Annotated in this window: 12 protein-coding genes and 1 pseudogene; 4 read left to right on the forward strand and 9 right to left on the reverse strand. The window is 59.4% G+C overall.

Translation table 11 applies throughout. The features are described 5' to 3' along the window. The first annotated feature begins 59 nt into the window (after positions 1-59). Together asnS and SD70_RS15995 are read left to right on the forward strand one after the other, a co-directional pair. Positions 60-1,355, forward strand: coding sequence for an asparagine--tRNA ligase (asnS, locus tag SD70_RS15990; protein WP_041048543.1), 1,296 nt, complete (start codon positions 60-62; stop codon positions 1,353-1,355). 80 nt (positions 1,356-1,435) lie between these two features. Then, positions 1,436-2,137: a DnaD domain-containing protein gene (locus SD70_RS15995; RefSeq protein ID WP_041048545.1), complete on the forward strand. Its 702-nt coding sequence runs from the start codon at positions 1,436-1,438 to the stop codon at positions 2,135-2,137. 639 nt (positions 2,138-2,776) lie between these two features. On the opposite strand, the gene SD70_RS16000 is transcribed toward SD70_RS15995, so the two are convergent. Further along, complete coding sequence (locus SD70_RS16000) at positions 2,777-3,412, reverse strand: transmembrane-type terpene cyclase (protein ID WP_041048546.1); 636 nt, start codon at positions 3,410-3,412, stop codon at positions 2,777-2,779. Positions 3,413-3,578: 166 nt separating this feature from the next. On the opposite strand from SD70_RS16000, the gene SD70_RS16005 reads away from it, so the two are divergent. Next, a complete protein-coding gene (locus tag SD70_RS16005) occupies positions 3,579-5,285 on the forward strand; it encodes a hypothetical protein (protein WP_156158048.1) in 1,707 nt (568 codons plus the stop codon). A gap of 45 nt (positions 5,286-5,330) precedes the next feature. Here SD70_RS16005 and mtnB read toward each other — a convergent pair whose 3' ends face one another. From mtnB to SD70_RS16045, 8 genes and pseudogenes are all read right to left on the reverse strand, one after another. Further along, complete coding sequence (gene mtnB, locus SD70_RS16010) at positions 5,331-5,990, reverse strand: methylthioribulose 1-phosphate dehydratase (protein WP_041048548.1); 660 nt, start codon at positions 5,988-5,990, stop codon at positions 5,331-5,333. After that, entirely contained in the window at positions 5,987-6,661 is a 675-nt protein-coding gene (locus SD70_RS16015; protein WP_041048549.1) for a 2-hydroxy-3-keto-5-methylthiopentenyl-1-phosphate phosphatase, read from the reverse strand. The genes mtnB and SD70_RS16015 overlap by 4 nt, the downstream gene beginning before the upstream one ends. After that, positions 6,658-7,994 (reverse strand): annotated as a pseudogene (locus SD70_RS16020) (2,3-diketo-5-methylthiopentyl-1-phosphate enolase). Before SD70_RS16020 ends, SD70_RS16015 begins: the two are co-directional and overlap by 4 nt. Before the next feature lie 64 nt (positions 7,995-8,058). After that, on the reverse strand, positions 8,059-8,919 hold the full coding sequence (gene proC, locus SD70_RS16025) for a pyrroline-5-carboxylate reductase (protein ID WP_041048550.1): 861 nt from the start codon (positions 8,917-8,919) through the stop codon (positions 8,059-8,061). Positions 8,920-8,945: 26 nt separating this feature from the next. Then, positions 8,946-10,193 carry a glutamate-5-semialdehyde dehydrogenase gene (locus SD70_RS16030; RefSeq protein WP_041048551.1) on the reverse strand — a complete coding sequence of 416 codons (1,248 nt, stop codon included), beginning with the start codon at positions 10,191-10,193 and terminating at the stop codon, positions 8,946-8,948. Positions 10,194-10,206: 13 nt separating this feature from the next. Next, entirely contained in the window at positions 10,207-11,475 is a 1,269-nt protein-coding gene (proS, locus tag SD70_RS16035) for a proline--tRNA ligase (RefSeq protein ID WP_041048552.1), read from the reverse strand. Further along, positions 11,472-12,569, reverse strand: coding sequence for a glutamate 5-kinase (gene proB, locus SD70_RS16040; RefSeq protein ID WP_041048553.1), 1,098 nt, complete (start codon positions 12,567-12,569; stop codon positions 11,472-11,474). Before proB ends, proS begins: the two co-directional genes overlap by 4 nt. A 757-nt stretch (positions 12,570-13,326) precedes the next feature. Further along, complete coding sequence (locus tag SD70_RS16045; RefSeq protein ID WP_052487517.1) at positions 13,327-14,541, reverse strand: pyridoxal phosphate-dependent aminotransferase; 1,215 nt, start codon at positions 14,539-14,541, stop codon at positions 13,327-13,329. A gap of 202 nt (positions 14,542-14,743) precedes the next feature. Here SD70_RS16045 and SD70_RS16050 point away from each other — a divergent pair, with 202 nt between their 5' ends. Beyond that, a complete protein-coding gene (locus SD70_RS16050) occupies positions 14,744-15,526 on the forward strand; it encodes a class I SAM-dependent methyltransferase (RefSeq protein ID WP_041048554.1) in 783 nt (260 codons plus the stop codon). Positions 15,527-15,540 lie beyond the last annotated feature (14 nt).

The following is a 15,540-nucleotide window of genomic DNA, read 5'->3' on the forward strand; positions in this document are numbered from 1 at the left end:
AGACAGCGCAATTTGGGAATAGCGCAAGATTTGATTCTGGCAGGAGGATACATGGACGCATGGCTACGAAAACGACTATCGGGGAAGCCCGGAACTATATCGGAGAGTCCGTTACGATCGGCTGCTGGCTGCACGGCAAACGTTCGAGCGGCAAAATTCAGTTTCTGCAGCTGCGCGACGGCAGCGGCTTCATGCAGGCCGTCGTCGTCAAAAACGAGGTAAGCGAAGCGGTATGGGAAGCGGCGTCCAGCCTGACGCAGGAAAGCTCGCTGTATGTGAGCGGCGTCATTCGCGAAGATTCGCGCAGCAAAATCGGCTACGAAATGACGGTGGAGAACGTAGAAGTCATTCAAATCTCGACCGACTATCCGATTACGCCGAAAGAGCATGGCGTCGATTTTCTCATGGATCACCGCCATCTGTGGATCCGTTCGCCGCGGCAGCGGGCTATTCTCGTCATACGCGCCCAAATCATTCAGGCGGTGCAGCAGTTTTTCAACGAACGGGGCTTCCATCTCGTCGATCCGCCGATTTTGACGCCTTCCTCGTGCGAAGGAACGACGAATTTGTTCCAGACGAAATATTTTGACGAGGACGCTTATTTGACGCAGAGCGGGCAGCTGTACATGGAAGCGGCGGCGATGGCGCTCGGCCGCGTCTACTCGTTCGGGCCGACGTTCCGCGCCGAGAAGTCGAAGACGCGCCGCCATTTGATCGAGTTTTGGATGATCGAACCGGAGATGGCGTTCGTCGATCACGAGGAAAACTTGCGCATTCAAGAGCAGTTTGTGTCGCACATCGTGCAATCGGTGCTGCAAAACTGCCGCAAAGAGCTTGAGACGCTGGAGCGCGATACGTCGAAGCTGGAAAACGTGCTTGCGCCGTTCCCGCGCATTTCGTACGACGACGCGGTCAAGTTTCTGAACGAGAAAGGCTTCGAGTTCACTTGGGGTGAAGATTTCGGCGCGCCGCATGAAACGGCGATCGCCGAAAACTACGACAAGCCGGTATTTATCGAGCGCTATCCGACGAGCTTCAAAGCGTTCTACATGAAGCCCGACCCGCAGCGGCCGGAAGTGGTGCTGTGCGCCGATCTCATCGCGCCGGAAGGCTATGGCGAAATTATCGGGGGCAGCCAGCGCATCGACGATCCGCAGCTGATGGAGCAGCGTTTTGAGGAGCACGAGCTGCCGAAAGAAGCGTATGCGTGGTATCTCGATTTGCGGAAATACGGCTCCGTGCCGCATTCCGGCTTCGGCCTCGGCCTGGAGCGTACGGTGGCCTGGATTTGCGGGCTCGATCACGTTCGTGAGACGATTCCGTTCCCGCGACTGCTGTACCGTTTGTATCCGTAACGGCGGCCCAGGTGCGGGCTAAGGCGGCGGACACCGAGGTGTCCGCCGTTCATTGTCTTTATAGAGAGTGGGGATGGGAAATGCGAAGTACCGGCAGCGACCGCAAACGGCTGGAAACGTATGCGCTCGCAGGGCTGCGGCAAGGTGAAGTACACGTGCCGTACATACTGCTCAAGTCGTACAAAGCGCTGAAGCTCGGCGAGCAAGAAGCGATGCTGCTCATACAGCTTATGGCGTTCGTCGACAAGGAACATAAAGAATTCCCGACGATCGACGAGCTGCAATCGCGCATGGCGGCGCCGCCGGAAGCGGTCATCGCTTCGCTGCAGAAGCTGCTCAAGCTGGGGCTTGTCACCATCGACGAGCGAACGGACGAGACGAGCGGGGTGCTGTACGAACGGTACAACTTTGAGCCGTTGTTCGGCAAGCTGGCGGAGCTGCTCGCGGCCGAAGTGCAAGCGGCAGAGCAAGCCCGCGCGGCGGCATCCGCTGCGGCTGACGGCGGGGCTGCGAGCGAAAAAAATGTGTTCACGATTTTCGAGAACGAATTCGCCCGGCCGCTTACGCCGATGGAGCTGGAAACGATCTCCGCCTGGCTCGACAAGGATAACTACAAGGAGGAGCTTATTTTGGCCGCCTTGAAGGAAGCGGTGTTTGCGGGCAAGCTGCACTTCCGTTACATTGACCGGATCTTGCTGGAATGGAGCCGCAACCGGGTGCAGACGGCCGAGCAGGCGAAGGAATTCACGCAGCGGTTCCGCAGCGGCGGGATGCGGACGTAAGTGGCAAGTGTGAGTTGAATAGTAGCAGCGTGTTTTTGCCTAAAATCTGTTGATTTTAGGCTTTTTTTGTTTGGTCGCGGCGGAGCAGGGGGGCGGCTGGCCTACCACGAACATATGCCCCAGAATTCGTAGCCGGAAAATCTCCTGCTAATATTGGCCATATTTGCCCAGTAGGATCGGTTAGCGGGAAAACCACCTACTAATCTAGCGATAAATCTGTGATGTAACGGTAATGCGCCGATTTAACGGGAGAAATTCCAGTAACATTCTTTCGCACGTGGCAGGATTTAAAATGTGAAGGAGCTTTTCCCGTTACTCTTATGTTTCCGATAGTCTTGAAGCAAATCACGACATTTTGCCGCAGACAAAGTATTTGAACCAGTTTGAAAGACGTATAAGTAATTACTATAAGGTGTATTTAATGTGTTTGTTAGCATACCAAAGGTGGAGTAAGTTGCCGAGGAAATATTGTTTGTTAGCAAATCGGAAACTTATCATTCAACGCTGTTGACGATGACAGAGGAAAATGGCTCACGTGGTAGAGAGGAAGGCGAAATACCGGTTACATGGATGAAGTTGATAAAGAGATCATTGTTTGGTCCAAGTCTGCATCCCAACGAACATAAAAGTAGAATCGAACTACACACGGATGACGGATTTGGTTTTCATTATTTTTACAGTCGATTGCCGAATTAAAATAATGTAAGCGACGTCGAGCACAAAGGTAAATAAATAGGTAATGAACAGCAGAACGGAATCAGGGAATAAAAAATAACCTGCGACGGAGGCCAGTAGAGTCCCGGTCATCTTCGTATAAGCGATGGTCAAAGATTGGCCCAGTACGCCACGGGTTAAGACCATTCTAACGAATAACAATGACATCATCAGATTATTTGCAAATGCCGAGTATTTGCCTAAAAAATCTTCAAATTCAAACGTAATGCCGAGTATCAGCGAACAAGATAACGCCAAACCGAATAAAAACGCAGTCCATTTCATGTTAAACAATGTTTGCGTTTTCGTGTATAGGATAAACTGGAGCACGATGATAAAGTCCAAACCGAACCAGACGATGTTTATGGCTTGCTGTAAAGACTCTTGAGGAAACACGAAAGAAAATATCGCTTCCCACATAAAATTGGCGCACAGAGCAGGCAAAGGAACTCCGGCAACACGGTCATGGAAGCCTTTTGCGATAATAAGAATATAGGTGATCGTCCAGAGCAGACCGACACCCAATTGCAGATAACGTTGAATTTCTATCAGGTGCATCATGCGCGGCGATAACTCCCCCGTTAAACTCAAATTACTAGAATTTATGAGGGGGATTGTCCCGCTATTCGCAGAAAATTGTCCGCTACCTCAGGTTGTACGGTGCAACGATTTCCCGCTTCGTCTCGTCTGAAGCAAGAGATGCCGCGATGGCAAATTTTTTCTGGAGGTGGGCCGTCTGAACAAATGGATGTGGCTCGTTGCGCTGACCCCCGTTCTATGCCTCGGCTTAGCACCGAATCCGGCGCAAGCGACGAACGCCTACCCTGCTACCGTAACGCTCGGCAAACTGACCGATACGTACGAGGCTCCGAGCGAGAAGGATCCGTCCGATGTGAAGCTGACGCCGCAAGAAGTGTACATTACCGGCATGAAGCAGAACGACAAAAATGCCGATTATGGCTGGTACCGGATTGCGACGTGGCGGGGCGAGAAATGGGTGAAGCTGACGGAAGCCGATTTTAACGGGCAGGAGCAGCTGGTCGCGTCCGATGTCGCGCTGCTTGCCGAGACTGAGCTGTACGACGAGCCGAAAAGCGGCACCGGCACCGGGATCATGCTCGGCAAGCAGACCGTTCACGCCGAGGCGATCAGTGGCTCGTATTTGAAAATAGGAACGTGGCTCGGCAGCAAGTGGATACGCATTTCCGGCGATATGCTGCTGGACGTTCAGGCGAAACCGCAGGAACTGGCCCTTGCGGCGGCTGTGACGCCGGTATTCGCGAGGCCGGACGGCTTATCGGAGCTGGTGATGGAGCTTTCGCCGCAAACGGTGCATGCGTTTGAGCAGAAGGACAACTGGTATCATATCCGTACAAGCGGCTGGGATGCCTGGATCAATCCGGACATCGCCGTTCCCGCGGGCGTATCCGAACAAACGATGTCCGCCGATGTTCAGCAAAAAACGGTGCTGTACGCGTATCCAAGCTTCGATGCGAAGCCGCTCGGCGTCATCGCCCCGCAGCAGGTCAACGTCAGCGGGACGGTCGGCGGCTGGAAACGCATTGACAGTGACTGGGTCGGCGAGGCTTGGCTGTACAACGTTCCGGACCCCGACCAATATGCACCGCCGCCGGCCACAAAGCAAAGCCCGGGGGACCGGAAGTGGCAGTTCAGACAAACGGAAGCGGCCGGAGCGGTGGGCAAGGAATTTCCGGTCAACGTCTGGCTCGAATCGCCGAATGGCCCAATTAAGCCCGGCACGAAGCTGCAGCTCGGCGTATCGATGACGAATTTTTCGCGCAACACCGTCCGGCTCGACGCGCCGGCGCAGTTCGCCATCGATATCGTGCGGCTGGCAGGCGGGGAAGAGCAGACGGTTTGGAGCGCCCTGCTGCCGGAAACGGCGACGTCCATCACCGGACAGGGCAACTATTCGATTGAAGGATACACCTGGAATCAGACCGACGCGAACGGGGATCAGGTGCCGCAGGGCGACTATGTCGTCCGACTGCGCCTCATCCGTCCGGTAACGCTTGGGGAAGACGGAGTGGAATGGAAGCATACGCTGCAATTCCGAAGCTATTTCGTCAACGTTCCGATTCACATTTTGCTGCCGGCTGGCGACTGCACACCGCGCCTCGATACGGCCAAGGAGCTTTTCCATAACTACCTTACGTCGCAGAAGCGCTCATCCGTACCGGCCAGCCGCCGCATTGCCGATTACCGCATCCAGGACGTTCGCCTCGCGCGGGAAAGCTACGACGATTTTACCTTTACCGTAACGTACGAAGTGAAGCCGGCTTCGGACAGTTTCAAGCCCGCAGCGGCAGGACAAAGCCAGTGGGACGGCTTGATCAGATACGACAAGCGCGAGTTCCATGCCATCAGGCAAGGAGATGAATACCGGCTCGATACGAAGGGCATAAGCCCGTAAAGCAAAAAGGAACCGCGTCTCGGCCATGAGACGCGGTTCCTTTTTTCATAACTTGCCTTTCAGCAGCTGCCAGCGGTAGACGTATTCGAACAAAAATTCAAACGCCTCCAGGTGCCGCTTCGCTTCGAACGCATTGGCGCCCCACGCGTAAATGCCGTGATTGCGCAGCACGATGCCGGGAATGCGCGGCACGATGGCGTCCGGCACCAGCTCGGCGATACGCGGAATGTCGGCGTAATTCGGGAGAATCGGAATGTCGATGCGGGCGTCCTCGTCCCATATGCCGAACGCCTTGATCAGCTCGACCGCTTCGACCGGGATATGCTTCAATCCTTGCTGCCAGTACCATTCCGAAACGATGTTGTTGAACACCGTATGCACGTGGAAAATGGCGCCGCACCCCGTCTTGCGGTATATTTCGCAATGGATCAGCGTCTCCGCGGACGGCTTCAGCTTCGTCGCCTCCGTCGGCTGGCCTTTCTCGTCAACAAGAAGGAAATCCTCCGGCGTCGATACCGACTTGTCTTTGCCGCTTGCCGTGACGGCAAACGTGAAGCTGTCCGGCCGGTAGTCGCCGACGCGAACCGACAAGTTGCCGCTCGTGCCCGGGAACCAGCCGCGCGCGGCGAACAGTGATTTGATGGTTTGCAGCTCCGTGAACGCTTGCTGCTTCTGTTCGAGAGTGATCGGGGCCGCCTGGCTCATGCTCGTTCCATCTCCTTCAGCCGCCCGATCACGTCGTGGAACGTCTCGAACGGATAGTAGTTCAGCTTCAGTTCTTCGCACAGATCGATCAAGTGCGAGCGGGCGAAGACGGTGTCGACCAGCTTGGCCCCCGGGAAATCGGTGATGCTGTCGCCGATCATGATGCGCTCGTACTCGCCCTGCGGGTAGGAGCGGATGATCGCCGTTTTGCACATGCCGCAGCCGCCCCGGTTGTCGCAATGCTCGTCGCATGGATGCGGCCAGACGATGCGGATGCGGTCGCCGGAGAAGTCGCTGGCGTTGCAATATATCTGCTCCGGCTTCAACCCGAACGGCTCCAATAAAGGGTAGACGAAGAAGTCGATGCCGCCGCTCGTGACGAGAAACTTGATGTCATGCTCCTTGCAGTATGCGAGCAGCTCGGCGAAACCGGCGCGGATTGTCGCGTTATGAATCGCGTAATGAACAATTTCTTCGCGGCGGCTCGTTGGCAACAGCGCGAACATCGCGCCGACGCCTTCCTTTACCGTCAGCGAGCGGTCGATGATCCGCTTCACGATCGGTTCGGCGCCTTCCGGATCGAAATGCTTCATGATGGCGACGATGTTGTCGTTGCCTGTAATGGTACCGTCAAAGTCGCAAAAAATGACTTTCTGCCTGCCGTTCTTCACGCTTCCTTAACCCCCCAGATGTCAATCGCCGCTTTCAGCTCAGGATGCGTGTCGGCATAATCGCGCAGCGAACGTCCTGCCAGTACCGCGTCGATCGCCTGCCGGAACGCCTGGCCGCCGGCCGCTGCGCCTTGCGGATGGCCGTGCACGCCGCCGCCGGCGTTGACGATCGTGTCGCGCCCGAAGTCGCGCAGGATGAGCGGAACGAGGCCAGGGTGAATGCCTGCCGACGGCACCGGGAAGCTGCGCTTGAGCGCATGCTCGGCAGCGGGAGCGGCGGAAGAGCCGGGCCGATTAGCTGCGTCTTCGCCGCTAACTGCCGAGGCCGCGCCCGGAGCCTGCGTGCCTGGCTCGCCGCCATACACGTAGTCGCTTGCGATATTCGTCGTGAGCAGCGCTTCTTTGATCGCCATATTTTCCTCGCGCGGCATGACGACCGAGCCGTAAGGCGACGGGAAGAGGACGATATCCGCACCGGCGACGCGCATCAGCTTGCCCAGCAGGACGCTTGCGGCGATGCCGTAATACGGCGACGGATACAAGGCACCGGCCATAGCCGGGTGGGCCATAATCGGGACGCTGATGTCCGGGTCGGACGCCAGCTCGTGCAGCACGTCGAAGCCGTAGGCGAGGACGTTGAACAGAAAAGCGTTGGCCCCGGCGGCGATCGCTTTGCGGGCCTGCTCCTTGAGCCGGAACGTCGGACCGGTCAAATTGGTGGCGTACAGCAGCTTTTGCCCGGTTTCGCGGGAAGCCCGCTCCGCCGCCTTAAGGCACGCTTCAACGCGCCGCTCGATCGGCGTCAGCGGGTTCTCGAACAAAATCTCGTCGTCTTTGATCAGATCGACGCCACCGGCCGCTTGCCGGTAAAACTGCTCCTGCAGCTCGTCCAGATCGTGGCCGATCACCGACTTGAAATCGACATGAGCAGCGGCCGGTTATGCACGCCGACGAGGTCCCGCACGCCTTCAAGACCGAATTTCGGCCCGGGGAAGGCGCTCAGGAAAGGCTCCGAGAAATGGACGTCGATCAGCTTGATGCGTCCGTCCATCGACAGCTTGCCGAAAATGGTCACGAGCAGGGCAGGGATGTCACGGCTGAAATTGACGTCGGGATAGGCGATGCGGATGTCGGCGAAGCGTTCGCCGCCGGCTGGCTCGTGCACGTCTACCGACAGCACTTGGCCGAGATGCTTTTCCATCGCTTTCTGCTTGGCGGCAGGGAGGTCGGTCCAGGAGCCGACGGTGAGGCCGACGGCTATCCCTTGCGCTTTTTTCGCGAAATCCGCTTTATCGTCGTAGCACCGGTAGGTGGCGACACAGTATGTGTTCATGCTTGCACTCACTCCTTCTCTACTAGCGAAAAACGAAGCGGCCGAAGCGTTCGCCCGCTTCGCGTCACCGCAGCACGCTGTCCGGCGCGATCGCTTCGCCCATCTCCTTGGCGCGCTCCGCCGCCCGGAACACGGCGCGGACGATCCCTTCGCTGAACTGGTGCCGGTCGAGCGTCTCGATCGCGGCCTGCGTCGTGCCGTTCGGCGACGTCACTTTGCGGCGCAGCTCGGCGGGATGTTCCTGCGTCAGCTCGACCATGCGGGCGGCGCCGAGAACCGTTTGCAGCGTCAGCCGCTGCGCTTCCTCGGCGCTGAGTCCGCCTTCGACGGCGGCTTTGGTCATCGCTTCCATAAAGTAGTAAATATAGGCCGGACCGCTGCCGGACACGCCGGTTACGATATCCAGCAGTGGTTCGGCAACGACGGAGACGATGCCGACCGCTTCGAAAATGCCCAGCGCGAGTTCCTTTTGCTCTGGCGAGACGTTCGCGGAGAACGCCATGCCGGTGGCGCCGAGACCGATCGTGCTGGACGTGTTCGGCATCGTGCGTACGATCGGGGCGCTCGTCTCGAGCAGCGCCGCGATTTTGGCGATGGACAGGCCGGCAATGACGGAAACGAGCAGCTGCTTGCTTGAGATAGCATGTTTCAAATCGCGGAACGTCGCTTCGACGTCTTTCGGCTTCATCGCCATAACGACAATGTCGGCTTCGGCGATCATGTCGTATTTTGTATTAGCGTCGTTGCTCGTCCGGATGCCGTAGCGGGCATGAAGCTGCTCCAGCCTGCCGCTATCGGAACGGTTGACGACGGCGATCCGGCCGGGATCGGCGACGCCGGTTTCGGTCAAGCCGCGGATAATCGCCTCCGCCATCGATCCGGCTCCGACAAAGGCGATGCGGAAGCTATGCAAACTGCTAGCCATAGCCTGGTTCCTCCTCTTCCGATTCGTCAGGAGCGGATTTGCCCGCTTCCGGCGATTTTGTATTTGTAAGATGTCAGCTCGGGCAGCCCCATCGGGCCGCGGGCGTGCAGCTTCTGCGTAGAGATGCCGATTTCGGCGCCGAAGCCGAATTCGAAGCCGTCGGTGAACCGCGTCGAGGCGTTGTGGTACACAGCGGCGGCGTCGACTTCGTTCAGGAAACGGACGGCATGCTCGTCATTTTCGGTTACGATGCACTCCGAGTGCTTCGTCCCGTGCGCGCTAATATGGGCGAGAGCTTCGTCCAGGCCTGCGACGACGCGAACGTTAAGGATGTAATCGTTGTATTCCGTATCCCAGTCCGAGTCAGCCGCCGGCTTCATGTCCGGCACAAGCGCCAAGGTCCGGGAACAGCCGCGCAGTTCGACGTTCGCCGCGCGGAACGCGGCGGCGAGCCGCGCCAGCTCGCGCTCGGCGTAAGCCTCGTGCACGAGCAGTGTTTCCATCGCATTGCAGACGGATGGGCGCTGCACTTTGGCGTTGAGCGCGATGTTTTGGGCCATTTCCGGATTAGCGCTATCGTCGATGTAAGTATGACAGATGCCGGCGCCCGTTTCAATGACGGGGACGGTGGCGTTTTTGACGACATTCTGAATAAGAGAAGCGCCGCCGCGCGGAATGAGGACGTCGATATAGCCGTTCAGCTTCAGCATCTCGTCGGCCGAGGCGCGGTCCGTGCTCTCGATCACTTGCACGACGTCCGCCGGCAGGCCGAGCGCTTGCAGCGCTTCGTGCAGGATGGCGGCGATGCGCTTGTTCGACTCGAGCGCGGCCGAGCCGCCGCGCAGCACGACGGCGTTGCCGGTTTTAAAGCAGAGGCCGGCGGCGTCGACGGTCACGTTAGGGCGCGCTTCGTAAATGATGCCGATAACGCCGAGCGGCACGCGCACTTTCTCGATGCGCAGCCCGTTCGGGCGGGAGAAGCTTTGCAGCGACTCGCCAACCGGGTCGGGCAAGCCGGCGATGAGGCGGAGGCCTTCGGCCATCGCCTCGATGCGCTTCTCGTTCAGCGCGAGCCGGTCGAGCAGGGATACGCTGAGTCCGGTTTCCCGGCCGCGGGCGAGGTCGGCGGCGTTGGCGTCGATCAGGCTCGGTGCGTGCTGAAGCAGGGCGTCAGCCATACGGTGCAGCGCTTCGTTTTTGCGGCCGGTGGAAAGGGCGGCGAGCTGCGGCGCCGCATTGCGCGCCAGCGTCGCTTTTTGAATGACTTCGGACATAGGGAATACCTCCTTATAGTTGATTGCTTTGCCGTTTCATCGTGCCAATCCAGTCAGGCAGCTTGTCGACCGATAGTTCGGTTATGGCGCCGGACAGTCTATGTTTGCATTCCGCGATGCCATGGGCAGCTTGCCGGCCGATGCGAATTTGCAGCGGGAAGCCGAGCAGATCGGCATCGGCGAATTTGACGCCGGGCCGTTCCGGGCGGTCGTCCCACAGCACGCGAAAGCCTTGCGCCAGCAGCTCCCGGTACAGCCGCTCGGACAGCTCGGTTTGGGCGGCGTCCGCGGACTGTACCGTGATCAGATGCAGCTCGTACGGAGCCAGCTCCCACGGCCACACGATGCCGTCATCGTCGTGCCTCTGCTCGATGGCGGCGGCCAGCGCGCGAGAGATGCCGATTCCGTAACACCCCATCATTATCGGCACGGAACTGCCGGCATCGTCCGCGAAAACGGCGCCGAGCTGTTCGCTGTATCTCGTTCCGAGCTGGAATACGTGGCCGATCTCGATGCCTTTCGCCGTTTCGAGCGGCGCGCCGCAGCGCGGGCAAGCGTCGCCCGCACCGGCGGCATGGAGCTCCACGTTGGCCGCATAAGGGCAGGCGGAGCAATGGACGATCGTATCTTCGCCAATTCCGGCAAGCGCGATAAATTCGTGGGTGTCCGTGCCGCCCATCGCTCCGGAGTCGGCTTCCACCGCTCTGAAGTTCAGTCCGCACCGGGCAAAAATGCGGTGATACGCGTCGTACATGGAACGGTAGCTCGCCTGCAGCCCTTCCTTCGAAACGTCGAAAGAGTACGCGTCCTTCATCAGAAATTCCCGGCCGCGCAGCAGCCCGAATCGCGGCCTGCGCTCGTCGCGGAATTTCGTTTGAATTTGGAACACGGTGACGGGCAGCTGTTTATAGGATGTGATTTCATCCGCCATCAGCGCCGTGACGACTTCTTCATGCGTTGCGCCAAGCGCAAATTCGCGCTCGTGCCGGTCTTTCAGCCGCATCAGCTCGGGTCCGTACACGTCCCACCTGCCGGATTCGCGCCACAGCTCGGCAGGATGCAGGGCGGGAAGGAGCAGCTCCTGCGCGCCGGACCGGTTCAATTCCTCGCGGATGATCGCCTCGATTCGCTGCAGCGCCTGCAGCCCTATCGGCAAATAGGTGTATATGCCGGCAGCCAGCTGGCGGATCAGCCCGGCGCGGAGCATGAGGCGATGGCTCGCCGTCTCCGCTTCTGCCGGCACGTCGCGCAGCGTGCGGTGAAAAAGCTTCTGCTGTCTCATACTGCCACCCACTCGTCGCGGTGAATCACTTCGATTCTCGGCACGTCGATGCGGCGCTGCACTTCGTCGGTCGACAAGCCGGCCACCGCCTGCAGCTGCCACGAGGCGTAATTGACGACGCCGCGTCCGATCGGGATGCGGTCGACGTTCACGACTTCGACGACGTCGCCGGGATGGAAATCGCCTTCCAGCTCGCGGATGCCGACGGGGAGGAGGCTTTTGCCGCCTGACAGCAGCGCCTCTTCCGCGCCGCGGTCGACGACGATTTTGCCTTGCGGCAGCGAGTGGAAGCCGACCCATTGCTTCTTCATCGACAAGCCGCCGGCGGTCGTATCGAAGTAGGTGCCTTTGCCGCTGCCGTCCGTCGCCAGCAGCAGGTCGCCGGGCTCGGCCGCGCGTCCGACGAACACCGGCACGCCGCCGCGCATGGCGATGCGGGCCGCTTCGATTTTGGAGCGCATGCCGCCGGTGCCTACGGCGCTGCCGGAACCGCCGGCGAAGCGCAGCAGCTCGCCCGTAATGACGTCGACGCGGTCGATGCGGGTCGCCTCCGGATTATGGCGCGGATCGTCGGTGTACAGCCCGTCGGTGTCGGTCAAAATGATGAGCCGCTGCGCTTTGACAAGGTTGGCGACGAGCGCCGACAGCGTGTCGTTCTCGCTGAACTTCAGCTCGTCGACGGAGACGGTGTCGTTTTCGTTAATGATTGGAATGACGCCGCGCTTCAGCAGTTCCTCGATCGTCGCCATCGCGTTATGGCCGCGCTTCCGGTTCGAGAAGTCGGAGCGGGTGAGCAAAATTTGGGCGACGACGAGATCGTGCCGCGCGAACGCTTCCTGGTACGCCTGCATGAGGAGCGCCTGGCCGACGGAGGCGGCGGCTTGCTTTTCGTGCAGCTGCTTCGGCCGCGCTTTGTAGCCGATTCGGCGGAAGCCGGCGGCGACGGCGCCGCTCGTGACGAGCAGCACTTGACAGCCGCGCTGCTGAAGCGAAGCCAGCTCGGCGGCGAAAAACTCGATTTTCGCGTGGGTGAGGCCGCCCTCGTCCGAGGTGAGCGAGGAGGAGCCGATTTTGACGACGATTCGCTGCTGCATAGCTCATACACATCCTTTAAGCTTTCTTCTGCCGTGCTCTCCTCGCGCATGCGGGAGAGGCTTAGCGGAACTGCGTTCCGTTAATGTGATGCCGGGACTGAAGCGGGTTAGCGATAACGGAACAAGTTCCGTTAATTGCGGGCCAAGCGGCGCTGCCGGCGGTAAATCCGGCAAATAGCGGAACGGCTTTCCGTTATTTCTGGGCAATAATCGGGAAATGGGGTGATAGCGGAACGATGTTCCGTTATGCCGGTTGGCCCGGTAAAATAAAAAGACTTCCGTCCTGGATAAGGACGAAAGTCTCGAGCTTCCGCGGTACCACCTTACTTGACGGCTTTGCGCGCTGCTGCAGCCCGGGCCGCTGGCGGACCGGACGGCAGGCGGGCGTATGCCGTCCTGCTTGCACGTATCCCTGGATAACAGGAGGGAAGAGCCTGTTCAACTCGTCGTTGACCGTTCCGGGGCGGGTTCGGCGCTAGTTCGCGGTAAATTCTTTCAGCCGCTGGAATTTACTCTCTGATCGCGATACGGATGCTGCCTACTATTCCCATCATTACGTTCGGATTTCCTTATAGAATAGCACGATCGGGCCGGTGCTGTAAAGATGGAATTATGCGCTGTTTGCTGCGATCTCTCAGCCGAATGCTGCCGCTGTTAGCCGCCATATGCACTTAGCATCGCTTGCCGCGCATCTCAAGCAGCTTGCCGTGCCGAGCATAGCAGCTCACCACATTACCGGCCTGCGGACTAGCCCGCATCAAAACAATCCGAGCTTGCCGATGCGCGCCACCGCTTCTTCGAGCCGCGCTTCCGGCGCGAGCAAGCCGAGGCGGACGTAGCCTTCGCCATTATCGCCAAAGCCGATGCCCGGCGCGACGACGACTTTCGCTTCCAGCAGCAGCCGATCGGCCAGCTCTGCTGATGTGTATCCTTTTGGCACCGGCAGCCAGGCGAAAAACGAGCCTTCGGACGGCTTGGCTTGCCAGCCGATGCCTGTCAAGGCGCCGAACAAGGCGTTGCGCCGGCGCTCGTACATGGCGCGCAGCGTATCGACGCTGTCCTGCGGGCCAGTCAGCGCCGCTGCAGCCGCGGCCTGGATGCCGCCGAACAGCGAGCAGTAGTAGTGATCCTGCATCAGGTTGAGCAGCCGGATCACCTCGCGGTTGCCAAGCGCGAAGCCGACGCGCCAGCCCGCCATGTTGTATGTTTTCGACATCGTATAATACTCGACGCCGACGTCTTTTGCGCCCGCAGCTTGCAGGAACGATACCGGCTTCCGCCCGTCGAAGCCGATCGCGCCATACGCGAAATCGCTGGCGACGACGATGCCGTGCTTTTCGGCAAACCGCACCGTATCTTCGTAGAAGGACAGAGGAGCCGCCGCTGCCGTCGGGTTGTTCGGATAGTTGACGAACATCAGCTTTGCCCGTGTGAGTTCGGACGGAGTCAGCCGCGTATAGTCCGGCAAAAAGCCGTTGTCCTCGCGCAGCGGCATGAACGCCATCGAAGCCCCGGCAAGAGATACGCCCGACCAATAATCGGGATAACCTGGGTCGGGCACGAGGCACACGTCGCCCGGATCGAGCAGGCATTGGCTAATTTCGACGAGCCCTGTCTTGCCCCCGAACAGAATGGCGACTTCCGTCTCGGGATCTAGCGTGACGCCGTAATCCAGCTTGTACCGCCGGGCGATCGCTTCTTTCAAAAACGCAAAGCCGCTGAACGGCGGGTATTTGTGATAGAGCGGATTTTCCGCAGCTTCCTGCAGCGCGCGCACGATGCGGGGCGGCGTCGGCTGATCCGGATTGCCTTGTCCGAGGTTGATGACGTCGTGGCCGAGGGCGATTTGTTCGTTCGCTTTACGCACGAGCGCGGCGAAAAACTGCGCCGGCAGCTCCGTCATGCGCTGCGCCGGCCGCACCGTCATGCGCTGCGCCGGCCGCACCGTAAAGGCGGAAGATTTCGTATCCATAGACGTGAACGTTCACACTCCATTAGGTCATACTGTGCAGCATTCGTACAGTTAATGTATCACGAAATCCGAGTCATGTATAGGGAATTGAGGCTTTATGCTCCCTATTGCGAAAATGGATAAAAACGGTACAATGAAAGTGTGGAGTTTCATCAAGAGAGATGTGGTTTCATAATGCGGAACAATGAAGGAGGCCTGTCCGATGACCGATTTTTTCCATGACTATAAAAGCCGTCTTACGTACGCAGCAAGAGAAGCCGACGCAACTTGGCTCGAATGGGCGAGAAGGCATGTTCCGCTGCAAGGCGCCAAAGTTGTCGATATCGGCTGCGGCGGCGGCATTTACACGAAGGCGATGCTGGCCCTTGGCGCGGCGGAAGCGACCGGCGTCGATTTTTCCGCGGCGATGCTGGACGGCGCCAGCCAAAACGCTGCCGGCGACAGCCGCGCCCGCTTCGTCCAAGGTGACGCCTACGCGACAGGCCTCACGGACGGCTGCGCCGAAGTCGTGCTGGAGCGGGCGCTCATCCACCACTTGTCCGACTTGCCGGCGGCGTTCCGCGAAGCGTACCGGCTTCTTGCGCCGGGCGGGATGCTCGTCGTTCAGGACCGGACGCCGGAAGATTGCCTGCTCCCCGGCAGCAAGACGCACTTGCGCGGCTACTTCTTCGAAGCGTTTCCGCGCCTCGCCTCGATCGAGACCGGCCGGCGGCCGACGGCTGACAGCGTTGTGACTGCGCTGCGCGGCGCCGGCTTCGCCGATATCCGCACGGAGCCGCTGTGGGAGACGCGCGCCGTACATGCTGGTGCCACGGAGCTGGAGCGGGACTTGCTCGCCCGCACAGGCCGCTCTATTTTGCACGAGCTCAGCGATGAGGAGCTTGCGCGGCTCACGGCTTTCATTGTTTCTACATACGGCCGGGACAAGGCGCCGATCGTCGAGCAAGACCGATGGACGGTGTGGACGGCGCGAAAGCCGCGGTAAACGACGCGCTGCGG

This window comes from Gordoniibacillus kamchatkensis, assembly GCF_000829455.1.
GTDB classification, from domain to species: Bacteria; Bacillota; Bacilli; order Paenibacillales; family NBRC-103111; genus Gordoniibacillus; species Gordoniibacillus kamchatkensis.